Genomic DNA, 16,065 nt, shown 5'->3' with positions numbered 1-16,065 from the left:
TGACAAAGACCGGCCCCGCCTGCGCAACAGACGGGGCCGGGAGAACGTACGTACCGAATCAGTTGGGCAGCACGACGACGAACCGCTGGGGCTCCTCGCCTTCGGACTCGCTGCGCAGACCCGCCGCCTTGACCGCGTCGTGCACGACCTTGCGCTCGAACGGGGTCATCGGCCGCAGCTTGACGGGCTCGCCGGTGCTCTTGGCCTCGGCCGCGGACTTGGCACCCAGCTCGGAGAGCTCGGTGCGCTTCTTGGCCCGGTAGCCGTCGATGTCCAGCATCAGCCGGCTGCGGTCCCCGGTCTCCCGGTGGACGGCCAGACGGGTCAGCTCCTGCAGTGCCTCGAGCACCTCGCCGTCCCGGCCGACCAGCTTCTGCAGGTCCCGCCCTGCGGCGTCGCTGATGATCGAGACAGAGGCGCGGTCGGCCTCGACGTCCATGTCGATGTCGCCGTCGAGGTCAGCGATGTCCAGCAGACCCTCGAGGTAGTCCGCCGCGATCTCGCCCTCCTGCTCCAGGCGGGACAGGGTGTCTGCACCCTCGGCAGCGGCGGAGGTGGTGCCTTCCGTCACGGGATGGGCTCCTTCTTACTTCTTGGACGGGGACTTGGGGCGCTGCGGGCCCTTGCGCTGGCCGGACTGGGCCTTGCTGCGGGTACCGCCGCCGTTGCCGGGCTTCGAGGCGGTGTTCTTCGGGGCCGCGGCCGGCTTGGCGTCCTCCGGCTCGTCGTCGGACTTGCTCAGCGACGTGGTCGGCGACTCGGGCTCGGACTCGCTCTCGCCCGCGGCCTTCGGGCCGCCGGTCTGACGCTGGGCCTTGCTCTGGCGCTTGGGCTGCTGCCGCTTGGCGACGGGAGCGGGCGCACCGTCCTCGGTCTGGAGAGCGACCTGGCTCTCGCTCTTGGTCACGCTGCCGTCGGCCTGCGCCACGAGACCGGCCTTGCTCAGGCCGTTGATGAACTTGCGCTCGAACTCGTTGCGGTCGCGGCCCTTGGACACGATGGCCTTGACGATGGCCTTCTCACGGCGGTTGCGAGTCGCGCCGTGGTGCGTGACGTGCTTGTACAGGCGCTCCAGGTACGAGGCCTGAGCCTTGGAACCCGGGGTCGGGTTGTTGTGGATGACGTACATCTGCTGGCCCATGGTCCACACGTTGGTGGTCAGCCAGTAGACGAGGACACCGACCGGGAAGTTGATGCCGAAGACGGCGAACATCACCGGGAAGACGTACATCAGCATCTTCTGCTGCTGCATGAACGGGGTCTTCACCGTGGTGTCGACGTTCTTCGTCATCAGCTGGCGCTGCGTGTAGAACTGCGACGCCGACATCAGGACGATCATGACCGCGGTGACGACCCGGACGTCGGTGAGGGAGGCGCCGAGCGACTCCACCTTCGAGGAGCCGTCGGTGAACTTCGCCGCCAGCGGGGCACCGAAGATGTGCGCCTTACGGGCGCTGGCGAGCAGCGACTCGTTGATGACGCCGATCGTCGAGCCCGTCGCGATGCCGTTGAGCACGTGGTACAGGGCGAAGAAGAACGGGGACTGCGCCAGGATGGGAAGGCACGAGGAGAGCGGGTTGGTACCCGACTCCTTGTACAGCTTCATCATCTCTTCGGACTGGCGCTGCTTGTCGTTCTTGTAGCGCTCCTGGATCTTCTTCATCTCGGGCTGCAGCGTCTGCATGGCCCGGGTCGCCTTGATCTGCTTCACGAAGAGCGGGATCAGACAGATGCGGATCAGGATCACCAGGGACACGATGGACAGGCCCCAGGCCCAGCCCGTGTCGGGACCGAAGACCTCCCCGTACACCGAGTGGAACTGGACGATGACCCAGGAAACGGGTGTCGTGATGAAGCTGAAGAAGCTGGCAATCGTGTCCACTAATCATGCTCCTTGGACATGGGACGAGGTCTCTGCGGCCGGGCTGGAGGGAAGGTCCGACATCCCCTGCCCCTCTGTGGCCGGTTCGGCGGCGGAGGTCCCGCCCTTGCGTGCGCGCCAGGCGTTGCGCAGCAGTTCATGCCATCGCGGACGCTTGCGCGGCGGAACATGGTCCACACCGCCGAGCGACCACGGATTGCACCGCAGAATGCGCCAGGCCGTGAGTGCCGTTCCCTTGATCGCGCCGTGCCGGTCGATGGCCGTGTAGCCGTAGTGGGAGCACGACGGGTAGTACTTGCAGACCGGACCCAGCAAAGGACTGATCGTCCACTGGTACAGCTTGATCAGAGCCAGCAGCGGGTACTTCATCGCGCGCCCCCTCCCAGCAGCCGCTGAACGGCGGCATCCAGGTCTTGGGCCAGCTGTGCATGGTCGGCGTCGCCCGATCCGGGCAGCGCTCGTACGACTACCAGGCTACCGGGGGGAAACAGGGCGACTCGGTCGCGCATCAGATGGCGCAGTCTGCGCTTCACCTTGTTGCGCACGACCGCGCCACCCACAGCCTTGCTCACGACGAAACCCGCACGTGTCTGGGGAGCGCTCTCCCCAGGCGCGTGCGGGTCCGTGACACCGCTACGAAGGTGTACGACGAGGAGCGGGCGTCCAGCCCGACGGCCTCGTCGTACCGCGGTCGCGAAGTCTTCGCGCCGCCTCAGCCGATGCTCGGTAGGCAGCACGACGTCATGACCTGTGAAATCAGGCGGACAGGCTGGCGCGACCCTTGCTGCGGCGGTTCGCCAGAATCGCGCGGCCGGCACGGGTACGCATCCGCAGGCGGAAGCCGTGGGTCTTGGCGCGACGACGGTTGTTCGGCTGGAAGGTGCGCTTGCTCACTCGGGGGCTCCAGAAATAAATCGGTCTTGCGGGGTGCCGTCCTGGCTGTCACCGTGCGCCCACGAGTAGCTCGCGTTACGCCCGAGTGCACCGCTTCCCGATCACCGAAACGCGATCTGTGCCCATCGGAGGCAGGCGGCAGCAGCCATCGACAACTCGACCTGGTTACGGTACGCGGGGCTACGCCATCCGGTCAAACCAGGGGTCACCGGGAGACACTATCCACAGGCTGGGGACAACAACTTGAACCGCACCCGTCGCCCTGACTACCTTGGCTGAACTCCGATTCGTTCCCTTGACCCTGCCCCACCCGATTTGAATCCCGACCCGTCCCACAACCACACGTTCGTGGGACCCGTGAGAGAGCGTGCCCTGTGGCTGACGTACCTGCCGATCTTGCCGCAGTGTGGCCACGCGTACTCGAACAGCTTCTGGGCGAGGGGCGCGGGCAGGGCGTCGAGGTGAAGGACGAGCACTGGATCCGGCGCTGCCAGCCGCTCGCCCTGGTGGCGGACACGGCCCTGCTCGCCGTACCGAACGAGTTCGCGAAAGGTGTGCTCGAAGGCCGCCTCGCCCCGGTCGTCAGCGAGACCCTGAGCCGCGAGTGCGGCCGTCCGATCCGCATCGCGATCACCGTCGACGACTCCGCCGGCGAGCCCCCGGCCCCGCCGGCGCCCCCCTCCCAGCCGCAGTCGCGCTACGAGGAGCCCGAGCGCCCCTCCGGCCAGTACGAGGGGTACGGCCGCCACCGCGCCGACCCGTCCGGCGGCGGGCAGGGCGACCAGCGTCCGCACCCGCGAGGGGACCAGATGCCCTCGGCCCGCCCCGCGTACCCGTCCGAGTACCAGCGCCCCGAGCCCGGCGCCTGGCCGCGCCCGGCGCAGGACGAGTACGGCTGGCACCAGCAGCGCCTCGGCTTCCCGGAGCGCGACCCGTACGCGTCGCCGCCGCGCGATGCCTACGGCTCCCCGTCACAGGACGCGTACGGCTCCTCCTCCCAGGACTCCTACGGCTCCGGCGGGTCCGACTCCTACGGCCCGCCGTCGCAGGACTACCGCCCGCAGTCCATGGAGCGGCCGCCGTACGACCAGCAGCGTTCCGACTACGAGTCGGCGCGCGCGGACTACGACCAGCGGGACCCCGTCCGCCGCGACCTGCCCGAGCCACCGGCCGGTTCGGGTCACGTGCACCGCGGCGGTCCGGTCGGCCCGAACCTGCCCACCACAGGCGCGCCCGGCCCGCTGGCCGCGAAGCCCGCGCCGACGGCCGGGCCCGGTGAACCCACCGCGCGTCTGAACCCCAAGTACCTCTTCGACACCTTCGTCATCGGTGCCTCGAACCGGTTCGCGCACGCGGCCGCCGTCGCCGTCGCCGAGGCGCCCGCGAAGGCGTACAACCCCCTCTTCATCTACGGGGAGTCGGGCCTCGGGAAGACCCACCTGCTGCACGCGATCGGGCACTACGCGCGAAGCCTGTACCCGGGCACACGCGTGCGGTACGTGAGCTCGGAGGAGTTCACCAACGAGTTCATCAACTCCATCCGCGACGGCAAGGGCGACAGCTTCCGCAAGCGCTACCGCGAGATGGACATCCTGCTCGTCGACGACATCCAGTTCCTGGCGGACAAGGAGTCGACGCAGGAGGAGTTCTTCCACACCTTCAACACGCTCCACAACGCCAACAAGCAGATCGTGCTCTCCAGCGACCGGCCGCCCAAGCAACTGGTGACGCTGGAGGACCGGCTGCGGAACCGTTTCGAGTGGGGCCTGATCACCGACGTCCAGCCGCCCGAGCTGGAGACGCGCATCGCGATCCTGCGGAAGAAGGCCGTCCAGGAGCAGCTCAACGCTCCGCCGGAGGTACTGGAGTTCATCGCCTCGCGGATCTCGCGCAACATCCGCGAGCTGGAGGGCGCGCTGATCCGGGTGACGGCGTTCGCGTCGCTCAACCGTCAGCCGGTGGACCTGGGACTGACCGAGATCGTCCTCAAGGACCTCATCCCCGGCGGCGAGGACTCGGCACCCGAGATCACCTCGACGGCCATCATGGGCGCCACCGCCGACTACTTCGGGCTCACGGTGGAAGACCTGTGCGGCACCTCGCGCGGCCGCGCGCTGGTGACGGCCCGGCAGATCGCCATGTACCTGTGCCGTGAGCTGACGGACCTCTCGCTGCCGAAGATCGGCGCGCTGTTCGGCGGCCGGGACCACACGACGGTCATGCACGCGGACCGCAAGATCCGCAATCTGATGGCCGAGCGTCGCTCCATCTACAACCAGGTGACCGAGCTGACCAACCGCATCAAGAACGGCTGAGCGGACGGCTGACCGCGCCGCGGACGCCTCGACGAGGGCGCCTCAGGGACCAGATCCCGGGGGCGCCCTCCGTCGTTCCGGGCGCCTGCCCCGCCATCCCCGGGTCACCCGCTGTTCGATTACCCGCCGGGTTACGGCCACTCTCCACAGATTTGGTGACTTTCTCCCGTCCACATCCTGGGGACTGCGGAGTTGTCCAGATCGTGTCCACAGGCAACCCTGTTGAAGGACCATCAGACCAGGTCAAGTGGTTGTGGATTCGTGGACGAAGGATCTCCACAGGCTGTGGACAACGGGATGGTCCACAAGCTGTGCATGAAGTTGTCCACCGACAACCCACAGGACCAGGCCGGTTGTCCCCAGCGATCTCGGGCTTCTCCACATGGCTGTCCACTGTTCGGCAACGCGACGCACCTCCTCACCGGGTCGAGTGAAAGGCGTCACACGAAGGTGCCGGGTTGGCCTGTGGGAAAGGCGGGTAAAGCTGGGGACGGTCCTGGGGAGAAGTCGCCCCGACCTGTGCATGGAGTGTGCAGAACTTTCTGTTCTCCACAGAAACCCCGAGTTGTCCACCGCCGTCGCCCACAGGGCCGGTGGACAAAATCTGGCCTCTGAGCTGGGAAAACGGGGTTATCCACGGTATCCACAGCCCCTACTACTACTGACGACTAGAGAGAGCGAAGAATCCGTTTAGAAGGGGGTCCTGTGCACAACTCGCTCCTCGGCGCCCGGCTGCCCCTCGTCACGACTTGACCCCGAGCGGCACCTACTGTCAGTGCCGTGCGTCAGACTGTTCCCCGGTGTCCTTCCCGCCACAGGGACCGACGACACCGAGACAGACGACGAAGGCCAGGCAGGGCGAGAAGCGCCGGCAACAGCAGGAGGCGGCAACAGTGAAGATCCGGGTGGAACGCGACGTACTCGCGGAAGCCGTGGCCTGGGCGGCGCGCAGCCTCCCGGCCCGTCCGCCGGCGCCGGTCCTCGCCGGCCTGCTGCTGAAGGCCGAGGACGGCCAGCTGAGCCTGTCCGGCTTCGACTACGAGGTGTCCGCACGCGTGTCGGTGGAGGCCGAGGTCGAGGAGGAGGGCACGGTGCTCGTCTCCGGCCGCCTGCTCGCCGACATCTGCCGCGCCCTGCCCAACCGGCCGGTGGAGATCTCCACAGACGGTGTACGGGCGACGGTGGTCTGCGGTTCCTCGCGGTTCACCCTCCACACACTGCCTGTGGAGGAATACCCGGCACTGCCCCAGATGCCGAACGCGACGGGCACCGTCCCCGGCGAGGTCTTCGCCTCCGCCGTGCAGCAGGTCGCGATCGCGGCCGGCCGCGACGACACGCTCCCGGTGCTCACCGGTGTGCGCATCGAGATCGAGGGCGACACCGTCACCCTGGCCTCCACCGACCGCTACCGCTTCGCGGTGCGTGAGTTCCTGTGGAAGCCGGAGAACCCGGAGGCGTCCGCGGTCGCCCTGGTGCCCGCCAAGACGCTCCTGGACACCGCCAAGGCGCTCACGAGCGGCGACAGCGTCATCCTGGCACTGTCCGGTTCGGGCGCCGGCGAGGGACTGATCGGTTTCGAGGGTGCCGGCCGTCGCACGACGACCCGCCTCCTGGAGGGCGACCTCCCGAAGTACCGCACGTTGTTCCCGACCGAGTTCAACAGCGTGGCCGTCATCGAGACCGCCCCCTTCGTGGAGGCCGTCAAGCGCGTGGCCCTGGTCGCCGAGCGCAACACCCCGGTGCGGCTCAGCTTCGAGCAGGGCGTGCTCATCCTGGAGGCCGGTTCCAGTGACGACGCACAGGCTGTGGAAAGGGTCGACGCCCAGCTCGAGGGCGACGACATCTCCATCGCCTTCAACCCGACCTTCCTGCTCGACGGCCTGAGCGCCATCGACTCCCCGGTGGCCCAGCTGTCGTTCACGACGTCCACGAAGCCCGCGCTGCTCAGCGGCAAGCCGGCGGTGGACGCCGAGGCGGACGACGCCTACAAGTACCTGATCATGCCGGTGCGGCTCAGCGGCTGACCGTCGTCCACAGCGTTCGCGGCCCCGGTGGAGAACCCGGGACCGCGGACGAAGCCGCAGGTGAGGGCGTACGTTTGAGCGGGTATGCCCACAGGTGTGCGCGACCGTCCGGGTTTAGGCTCGGACATGGGTACGAAAGTGCCCCCTCACGCACACAGCAACCTAAGGAACAACTGATGGAGCTCGGTCTCGTCGGCCTCGGCAAGATGGGCGGCAACATGCGCGAGCGGATCCGCCGCGCGGGCCACACCGTCGTCGGATACGACCGCAACGCGGACCTCGCCGATGTGCACAGCCTGGAGGAGCTTGTGGGCAAGCTCCCCGGCCCGCGCGTGGTCTGGGTGATGGTTCCGGCCGGTGCCGCGACCCAGTCCACGATCGACGAGCTCGGCGAACTGCTGGAGCCCGGTGACGTCGTGGTGGACGGCGGGAACTCGCGCTGGACGGACGACGAGAAGCACGCGCAGGAGCTGGCGGCCAAGGGCATCGGCTTCGTCGACTGCGGCGTCTCCGGCGGCGTCTGGGGCCTGGAGAACGGTTACGCGCTGATGTACGGCGGCGACGCCGAGAACGTCGCCAAGGTGCAGCCGGTCTTCGACGCCCTCAAGCCCGAGGGTTCGTTCGGTTCGGTGCACGCCGGCAAGGTCGGCGCGGGCCACTTCGCGAAGATGGTCCACAACGGCATCGAGTACGCCATGATGCAGGCTTACGCCGAGGGCTGGGAGCTGCTGGAGAAGGTCGACTCCGTCACGGACGTGCGCGAGGTCTTCCGGTCCTGGCAGGAGGGCACGGTCATCCGCTCCTGGCTGCTGGACCTCGCGGTGAACGCCCTCGACGACGACGAGCACCTGGAGCGGCTGAAGGGCTTCGCACAGGACTCCGGCGAGGGCCGGTGGACCGTGGAGGCCGCGATAGACAACGCCGTGCCGCTGCCCGCGATCACGGCCTCGCTGTTCGCCCGCTTCGCCTCCCGCCAGGACGACTCGCCGCAGATGAAGATGATCGCGGCTCTGCGCAACCAGTTCGGCGGGCACGCGGTCGAGAAGAAGTAGCCGAACAGCAGTAACGGCAGTAGCGAGAAGCAGTAACCAGCGGTCGAAGGATCTGGGGGAGGTCGGTTCACGAGCATGCACGTCACGCATCTGTCGCTGGCCGACTTCCGCTCGTACGCCCGGGTCGAGGTTCCGCTCGACCCGGGCGTCACCGCCTTCGTCGGCCCCAACGGCCAGGGCAAGACGAACCTCGTCGAGGCCGTCGGCTATCTGGCCACCCTGGGCAGCCACCGTGTCGCCTCCGACGCCCCCCTGGTCCGCATGGGCGCCGACCGCGCGATCATCCGGGCGCAGGTCAAGCAGGGCGAACGGCAGCAGCTGGTCGAGCTCGAACTCAACCCGGGCAAGGCCAACCGTGCCCGCGTCAACAGGTCCTCGCAGGTCAGACCTCGTGACGTGCTGGGAATCGTCCGGACGGTGCTGTTCGCCCCCGAGGACCTCGCCCTGGTCAAGGGCGACCCCGGCGAGCGGCGCCGCTTCCTCGACGAGCTGATCACCGCGCGCACTCCGCGCATGGCCGGCGTGCGCTCCGACTACGAACGCGTCCTCAAGCAGCGCAACACCCTCCTGAAGTCGGCCGCGCTGGCCCGCCGCCACGGCGGCCGCACCATGGACCTGTCCACGCTCGACGTCTGGGACCAGCACCTCGCGCGCGTGGGCGCCGAGCTGCTCGCCCAGCGGCTCGACCTGGTCGCCGCGATCCAGCCGCTCGCCGACAAGGCGTACGAGCAGCTGGCCCCGGGCGGCGGACCGGTCGCCGTGGAGTACAAGCCGTCCGCGCCCGGTATCACCGGCCACACCCGCGAGGAGCTCCACGACCAGTTGATGGCCGCCCTCGCCGAGGCGCGCAAGCAGGAGATCGAGCGGGGGGTCACCCTCGTGGGGCCACACCGCGACGACGCGGTGCTCAAGCTCGGTCAGCTGCCCGCCAAGGGGTACGCCTCGCACGGCGAGTCCTGGTCCTACGCGCTGGCGCTGCGTCTGGCGTCCTACGACCTGCTGCGTGCCGAGGGCAACGAACCCGTGCTGATCCTGGACGACGTCTTCGCCGAGCTGGACGCCCGCCGCCGGGAGCGCCTGGCCGAGCTCGTCGCGCCCGGTGAGCAGGTCCTGGTGACGGCCGCGGTCGACGACGACGTACCGCACGTGCTGGCGGGTGCGCGGTACGCCGTGGCCGACGGGGCGGTGGAACGCGTATGAGCGCCGACGAACCGGCCCGCGAGAAGGCTCCCGCGGACGCCTCGGGCAAGGCCCCCGAACCCTCCGGCGTGGACCTCGCGCGCGTGGCGTTGCGGGCGGCGCGGGAACAGGCACGCGCGCGGGGGGACGCGGCGCAGCAGAAGAAGCAGGCCCGCCGCGGCGGCGGCCTGCGTTCCGGGGCGCGCGCCGACAGGCGTGACCCCATGGCCCTCGGCTCCGCGATCAACCGGCTGCTGACCGAGCGCGGCTGGGAGACGCCCGCCGCGGTGGGCGGGGTGATGGGCCGCTGGCCTGAGATCGTCGGCGAGGACGTGGCCAATCACTGCGTTCCGGAGAAGTACGACGAGGACGAACGTGTCCTGGTGGTGCGCTGCGACTCCACCGCCTGGGCGACCAACCTGCGCCTGCTCGCCCCGACGCTGGTGGCCCGGCTGAACGAGGACCTCGGCCACGGCGCGGTGAAGCTGATCAAGGTGTACGGCCCCAGTGGTCCCACGCGCCGCTACGGCCCCCTGCGGGCCCCGGGCAGCACCGGGCCGGGCGACACCTACGGGTGACCCGAGGCCGGACCCGAAGCCTTGGGGCGGGGCCGACGTGGGGTGATGTACCTCACGTCGCGCGAGCGCGCGGCGACGGCGCTGTACGACCGCACGCGGTTGCGAATCGTGATCTGACCCCGGAGTAGCCAAGGGTTGACACCTCGAAGCGCTGAGTGCCTCCGTGAGCCTCTTGGAGCCCCCATCCGCATATCGGGACCCGGAAGAGACCGGTTCAGGGCGGCACATGCGGACTCAGGTACCGGCAAACCCCCATCAGTGTCGGCGCTACCGGTAGACTGGAAGCCAATCCCGCCCCCAACGTGGGGACCGCCCGGGAGAAGCTGAGCAACGCTGATCAAGGCTTACCAACGCAACATGCCGCAGCCGCTCCGGCAACCCGCCGACGAGCCTGGCTCGTGCTGTGCCAGAAAGGGCGCTTCGTGGCCGATTCCGGCAACCCCAACGAGAACATCCCGTCCACCGACGAAGGCGCGAACGACGTGGCCAAGACCTCGAACAGCGAGGTCACCGCCTCGTACGACGCCAGCGCCATCACCGTCCTCGAGGGTCTGGACGCGGTCCGCAAGCGACCCGGTATGTACATCGGCTCGACCGGCGAGCGCGGTCTGCACCACCTCGTGTACGAGGTGGTGGACAACTCCGTCGACGAGGCGTTGGCCGGGCACGCGGACACGATCGACGTGACGATCCTCCCCGACGGCGGCGTCCGCGTGATCGACAACGGCCGCGGCATCCCGGTGGGCATCGTCGCGTCCGAGGGCAAGCCGGCCCTCGAGGTCGTGCTGACCGTGCTGCACGCGGGCGGAAAGTTCGGCGGCGGCGGCTACGCGGTCTCCGGCGGTCTCCACGGTGTCGGCGTCTCGGTCGTGAACGCGCTGTCCAGCAAGGTCTCCGTCGAGGTCAGGACGGACGGCCACCGCTGGACGCAGGACTACAAGATGGGCGTCCCGACGGCTCCGCTGGTCAAGCACGAGGCCACGCAGGAGACCGGCACCTCGGTCACCTTCTGGGCGGACGCGGACATCTTCGAGACCACCGAGTACTCCTTCGAGACGCTGTCGCGGCGTTTCCAGGAGATGGCGTTCCTCAACAAGGGTCTGACGATCAAACTCACCGACGAGCGCGACTCCGCGAAGGCCACGGCCGGGGCGGACGAGGCGGGGGCGGATGAGAAGGACGAGGTCAAGACCGTCACGTACCACTACGAAGGCGGCATCGTCGACTTCGTGAAGTACCTCAACTCCCGCAAGGGGGAAGCGGTGCACCCCACCGTGATCGACCTCGAGGCCGAGGACAAGGAGAAGAGCCTCTCCCTCGAAGTCGCGATGCAGTGGAACAGCGGTTACAGCGAGGGTGTGTACTCCTTCGCCAACATCATCCACACGCACGAGGGCGGTACGCACGAAGAGGGCTTCCGCGCGGCGCTGACGAACCTGGTCAACAAGTACGCGCGTGACAAGAAGCTGCTGCGCGAGAAGGACGACAACCTCACGGGCGACGACATCCGCGAGGGTCTGACCGCGATCATCTCCGTCAAGCTGAGCGAGCCCCAGTTCGAGGGCCAGACCAAGACCAAGCTGGGCAACACGGAGGCGAAGACCTTCGTCCAGAAGGCGGTCTACGAGCACCTCAACGACTGGCTGGACCGCAACCCGGTCGAGGCGGCGGACATCGTCCGCAAGGGCATCCAGGCGGCCACCGCGCGCGTGGCGGCCCGCAAGGCCCGCGACCTCACCCGCCGCAAGGGACTGCTGGAGTCGGCCTCCCTGCCGGGCAAGCTCTCCGACTGTCAGTCGAACGACCCCATCAAGTGCGAGATCTTCATCGTCGAGGGTGACTCCGCCGGCGGCTCGGCCAAGTCCGGCCGCAACCCGCAGTACCAGGCGATCCTCCCGATCCGCGGCAAGATCCTCAACGTGGAGAAGGCCAGGATCGACAAGATCCTGCAGAACCAGGAGATCCAGGCGCTGATCTCCGCCTTCGGCACGGGCGTGCACGAGGACTTCGACATCTCCAAGCTCCGCTATCACAAGATCATCCTGATGGCGGACGCCGACGTCGACGGCCAGCACATCAACACCCTGCTGCTGACCTTCCTGTTCCGCTTCATGCGGCCGCTGGTCGAGGCGGGCCACGTGTTCCTCTCCCGCCCCCCGCTCTACAAGATCAAGTGGGGTCGGGAGGACGCGGAGTACGCGTACTCCGACCGGGAGCGCGACGCGCTGATCGAGCTCGGCCGGCAGCGCGGCAAGCGTGTCCGGGAGGACTCGATCCAGCGCTTCAAGGGTCTCGGCGAGATGAACGCCGAGGAACTGCGCATCACCACGATGGACCAGGAGCACCGCGTCCTCGGCCAGGTCACCCTGGACGACGCCGCCCAGGCCGACGACCTGTTCTCGGTGCTGATGGGCGAGGACGTCGAGGCCCGGCGCCAGTTCATCCAGCGCAACGCCAAGGACGTCCGCTTCCTCGACATCTGAGTCGGTCTCAGCTGACCGCATCAGGAAGGATCCTCACCAGCAATGACCGACGAAAACACGCCCGTCACGCCTGAAGAGGGCGGCGAGATCGTTCTCCGCGTCGAGCCCGTCGGGCTCGAGACGGAGATGCAGCGCTCCTACCTCGACTACGCGATGTCCGTCATCGTGTCCCGGGCGCTGCCCGACGTCCGGGACGGCCTCAAGCCCGTCCACCGCCGCGTGCTGTACGCGATGTACGACGGCGGCTACCGCCCCGAGCGCGGCTTCTACAAGTGCGCCCGTGTCGTCGGCGACGTCATGGGCAACTACCACCCACACGGCGACTCCTCGATCTACGACGCGCTGGTCCGCCTGGCGCAGCCGTGGTCGATGCGGATGCCGCTGGTGGACTCCAACGGCAACTTCGGTTCTCCGGGCAACGACCCGGCGGCCGCCATGCGCTACACCGAGTGCAAGATGGCGCCGCTGTCGATGGAGATGGTCCGCGACATCGACGAGGAGACCGTCGACTTCACGGACAACTACGACGGCCGCTCCCAGGAGCCGACCGTCCTGCCCGCGCGCTTCCCGAACCTGCTGATCAACGGCTCGGCGGGTATCGCGGTCGGCATGGCGACGAACATCCCGTCGCACAACCTGCGCGAGGTCGCTGCGGGCGCCCAGTGGTGTCTGGAGAACCCGGAGGCGAGCCACGAGGAGCTGCTGGACGCGCTCATCGAGCGCATCAAGGGCCCCGACTTCCCGACCGGCGCCCTCGTGGTGGGCCGCAAGGGCATCGAGGAGGCCTACCGCACCGGCCGCGGCTCGATCACCATGCGGGCGGTCGTCGAGGTCGAGGAGATCCAGAACCGCCAGTGCCTGGTGGTCACGGAGCTGCCGTACCAGGTCAACCCCGACAACCTCGCGCAGAAGATCGCCGACCTGGTGAAGGACGGCAAGGTCGGCGGCATCGCCGACGTGCGCGACGAGACGTCGTCCCGTACGGGTCAGCGGCTGGTCATCGTGCTCAAGCGCGACGCGGTCGCCAAGGTCGTCCTGAACAACCTCTACAAGCACACGGACCTCCAGACGAACTTCGGCGCCAACATGCTGGCGCTCGTCGACGGCGTCCCGCGCACGCTCTCGCTGGACGCGTTCATCCGCCACTGGGTGACGCACCAGATCGAGGTCATCGTCCGCCGTACGCGCTTCAGGCTGCGCAAGGCCGAGGAGCGGGCGCACATCCTGCGCGGCCTGCTGAAGGCCCTGGACGCCATCGACGAGGTCATCGCGCTCATCCGGCGCAGCGACACCGTCGAGATCGCGCGCGGGGGCCTGATGGAGCTCCTGGAGATCGACGAGATCCAGGCCAACGCCATCCTCGAGATGCAGCTGCGCCGGCTGGCCGCCCTGGAGCGTCAGAAGATCGTCCAGGAGCACGACGAGCTCCAGGCGAAGATCACCGAGTACAACGCGATCCTCGCCTCTCCGGTCCGCCAGCGCGGCATCGTGAGCGAGGAGCTGGCGGCGATCGTCGAGAAGTTCGGCGACGACCGCAAGACCATGCTGGTGCCCTACGACGGCGACATGTCCATCGAGGACCTCATCGCCGAGGAGGACATCGTCGTCACCGTCACGCGCGGTGGCTACGTGAAGCGGACCAAGGCGGACGACTACCGGGCGCAGAAGCGCGGCGGCAAGGGCGTGCGCGGCGCGAAGCTCAAGGAAGACGACATCGTCGACCACTTCTTCGTGTCGACGACGCACCACTGGCTGCTGTTCTTCACGAACAAGGGACGCGTTTACCGCGCGAAGGCGTACGAGCTGCCCGACGCCGGCCGGGACGCGCGCGGCCAGCACGTGGCGAACCTGCTGGCCTTCCAGCCGGACGAGGCGATCGCCGAGATCCTGGCCATCCGGGACTACGAGGCGGTGCCGTACCTGGTGCTGGCCACCAAGGGCGGGCTGGTCAAGAAGACGCCTCTGAAGGATTACGATTCGCCCCGTTCCGGCGGTGTGATCGCCATCAACCTGCGAGAGCGTGAGGACGGTTCCGACGACGAACTGATCGGAGCGGAACTCGTCTCGGCCGACGACGATCTGCTGCTGATCAGCAAGAAGGCGCAATCGATCAGGTTCACCGCCTCGGACGACACGCTGCGGCCGATGGGCCGCGCCACCTCGGGTGTCAAGGGCATGAGCTTCCGTGCCGAGGACGAGCTGCTCTCGATGAATGTTGTTCGACCCGGTACGTTCGTGTTCACTGCCACCGACGGCGGGTACGCGAAGCGGACCGCTGTCGACGAGTATCGCGTTCAGGGCCGCGGCGGCCTCGGCATCAAGGCTGCCAAGATCGTCGAGGACCGTGGATCACTCGTCGGTGCGCTGATTGTCGAGGAGAGCGACGAAATCCTCGCCATCACGCTGTCCGGTGGTGTGATTCGTACGCGAGTCAGCGAGGTCAGGGAGACGGGCCGTGACACCATGGGCGTCCAACTGATCAACCTGGGCAAGCGCGATGCCGTCGTCGGTATCGCACGTAACGCCGAGGCGGGACGCGAGGCGGAGGAAGTCGACGGCGACGTGGCCGTGGACGAGACCGTCGAGGATGCCGCGACCACCGGCACGGACGAGGGCGAGTCACCCTCGTCCGAGTAGCACGAGGAGTGAGTCATCGTGAACGGAGCCACGGGCGCCGGATCGGCCGGTTCCTCCACTGGTACGGAAACGGACGGCGGCCGTGGCTCCGCCGCGAATGCGACAGGCTCGCACTCATCTGACACTCATGGATCCCAGGGGGGAACTGTGACGGACACCCGAGGCCCGCAGACCCAGCAGCACCAGGCTGGAGCGGGCCCGGCCGCCCCGGCCCAGCCGCCGGGTCAGCCGATGGCGCCTGCCGGCCAGGGGCCATCCCCGCTGCCCGGGGAGCGCCAGCCGCAGCAGCCCGCCGGGCCCTACCACCCGCCGCAGGCCTACCAGACGCCCGCGCCCGCCCCGGCGGGCGCCGCAGTGCGCCGGCCGCGCACGGGCGCCCGTACGACGCCCCGTGTGCGCAAGGCGCGGCTGCGGGTGGCCAAGGCCGACCCGTGGTCGGTGATGAAGGTCAGCTTCCTGCTCTCCATCGCGCTGGGTATCTGCACGATCGTCGCCGCCGCCGTGCTGTGGATGGTCATGGACGCGATGGGCGTCTTCTCGACCGTCGGCGGCACCATCTCCGAGGCCACCGGCTCGAACGAGTCGAACGGCTTCGACCTCCAGTCGTTCCTGTCCCTGCCGAACGTCCTGATGTTCACGACGATCATCGCGGTCATCGACGTCGTCCTCGCGACGGCGCTGGCGACCCTCGGCTCGTTCATCTACAACCTCTCCGCGGGCTTCGTGGGCGGCGTCGAACTGACGCTGGCCGAGGACGAGTGACCTACGCCGACGGCACGGTCCCAAACCTCCGTCGGCGGCCTCCCGGCTATCGATTTTGGGACTGCCCGCGTCGTGCGCTAATCTTCAGGAGTCAGCGCGCGGGACATACACCGCAGAGCGCGGCGGGGCTATAGCTCAGTTGGTTAGAGCGCATCCCTGATAAGGATGAGGCCACAGGTTCAAATCCTGTTAGCCCCACCAGCACGAAGACCCCCGGTCCCCTCGGACCGGGGGTCTTCGGCGTTCACGGTCGGCACCG

At 68.3% G+C, this 16,065-nt stretch carries 13 protein-coding genes and 1 tRNA gene; 9 read left to right on the top strand and 5 right to left on the bottom strand.

The features are described from left to right. Positions 1 to 58: 58 nt before the first annotated feature. Genes ACWCQK_RS06600 through rpmH form a run of 5 tightly spaced genes read right to left on the bottom strand, consistent with a single transcriptional unit; the run spans position 59 to position 2,776 of the window. Positions 59 to 571, bottom strand: a complete 513-nt coding sequence (locus tag ACWCQK_RS06600) for a Jag family protein (protein WP_451152574.1) — start codon at positions 569 to 571, stop codon at positions 59 to 61. Between the two features lie 15 nt (positions 572 to 586). Beyond that, the gene (yidC, locus tag ACWCQK_RS06595) at positions 587 to 1,882 is read right to left on the bottom strand and encodes a membrane protein insertase YidC (RefSeq protein ID WP_451152572.1); all 1,296 of its coding nucleotides are present in this window, start codon (positions 1,880 to 1,882) and stop codon (positions 587 to 589) included. Positions 1,883 to 1,885: 3 nt separating this feature from the next. Continuing rightward, positions 1,886 to 2,251, bottom strand: a complete 366-nt coding sequence (gene yidD / locus ACWCQK_RS06590) for a membrane protein insertion efficiency factor YidD (RefSeq protein WP_451152570.1) — start codon at positions 2,249 to 2,251, stop codon at positions 1,886 to 1,888. Further along, positions 2,248 to 2,619, bottom strand: coding sequence for a ribonuclease P protein component (gene rnpA, locus ACWCQK_RS06585; protein WP_451152568.1), 372 nt, complete (start codon positions 2,617 to 2,619; stop codon positions 2,248 to 2,250). The genes yidD and rnpA overlap by 4 nt, the downstream gene beginning before the upstream one ends. 19 nt (positions 2,620 to 2,638) lie before the next feature. Continuing rightward, the gene (gene rpmH, locus ACWCQK_RS06580; RefSeq protein ID WP_005482975.1) at positions 2,639 to 2,776 is read right to left on the bottom strand and encodes a 50S ribosomal protein L34; all 138 of its coding nucleotides are present in this window, start codon (positions 2,774 to 2,776) and stop codon (positions 2,639 to 2,641) included. A 374-nt stretch (positions 2,777 to 3,150) separates the two neighbouring features. On the opposite strand from rpmH, the gene dnaA reads away from it, so the two are divergent. The 9 genes from dnaA (at position 3,151) to ACWCQK_RS06535 (ending at position 16,007) form a co-directional block, all read left to right on the top strand. Further along, positions 3,151 to 5,091: a chromosomal replication initiator protein DnaA gene (gene dnaA, locus ACWCQK_RS06575; protein WP_451152566.1), complete on the top strand. Its 1,941-nt coding sequence runs from the start codon at positions 3,151 to 3,153 to the stop codon at positions 5,089 to 5,091. 893 nt (positions 5,092 to 5,984) lie between these two features. Further along, entirely contained in the window at positions 5,985 to 7,115 is a 1,131-nt protein-coding gene (gene dnaN, locus ACWCQK_RS06570) for a DNA polymerase III subunit beta (protein ID WP_385789637.1), read from the top strand. A gap of 176 nt (positions 7,116 to 7,291) precedes the next feature. After that, a complete protein-coding gene (gnd, locus tag ACWCQK_RS06565) occupies positions 7,292 to 8,167 on the top strand; it encodes a phosphogluconate dehydrogenase (NAD(+)-dependent, decarboxylating) (RefSeq protein ID WP_451152564.1) in 876 nt (291 codons plus the stop codon). A 75-nt stretch (positions 8,168 to 8,242) separates the two neighbouring features. Next, positions 8,243 to 9,367: a DNA replication/repair protein RecF gene (gene recF / locus ACWCQK_RS06560; RefSeq protein WP_451152562.1), complete on the top strand. Its 1,125-nt coding sequence runs from the start codon at positions 8,243 to 8,245 to the stop codon at positions 9,365 to 9,367. After that, complete coding sequence (locus tag ACWCQK_RS06555) at positions 9,364 to 9,924, top strand: DUF721 domain-containing protein (RefSeq protein ID WP_451152560.1); 561 nt, start codon at positions 9,364 to 9,366, stop codon at positions 9,922 to 9,924. Before recF ends, ACWCQK_RS06555 begins: the two co-directional genes overlap by 4 nt. Before the next feature lie 422 nt (positions 9,925 to 10,346). Beyond that, the gene (gene gyrB / locus ACWCQK_RS06550; RefSeq protein ID WP_451152558.1) at positions 10,347 to 12,407 is read left to right on the top strand and encodes a DNA topoisomerase (ATP-hydrolyzing) subunit B; all 2,061 of its coding nucleotides are present in this window, start codon (positions 10,347 to 10,349) and stop codon (positions 12,405 to 12,407) included. 42 nt (positions 12,408 to 12,449) lie between these two features. Then, positions 12,450 to 15,044, top strand: coding sequence for a DNA gyrase subunit A (gene gyrA / locus ACWCQK_RS06545; protein ID WP_451152556.1), 2,595 nt, complete (start codon positions 12,450 to 12,452; stop codon positions 15,042 to 15,044). An 18-nt stretch (positions 15,045 to 15,062) separates the two neighbouring features. Then, positions 15,063 to 15,806, top strand: coding sequence for a DUF3566 domain-containing protein (locus ACWCQK_RS06540; protein WP_451152554.1), 744 nt, complete (start codon positions 15,063 to 15,065; stop codon positions 15,804 to 15,806). 124 nt (positions 15,807 to 15,930) lie between these two features. After that, a tRNA-Ile gene (locus tag ACWCQK_RS06535) sits at positions 15,931 to 16,007 on the top strand. Positions 16,008 to 16,065: the final 58 nt, after the last annotated feature.

It is taken from the genome of Streptomyces sp. NPDC002306 (genome assembly GCF_053593435.1).
The sequence above is the reverse complement of the archived record's forward strand: the minus strand, read 5'-3'. Positions and strand labels throughout refer to the sequence as shown.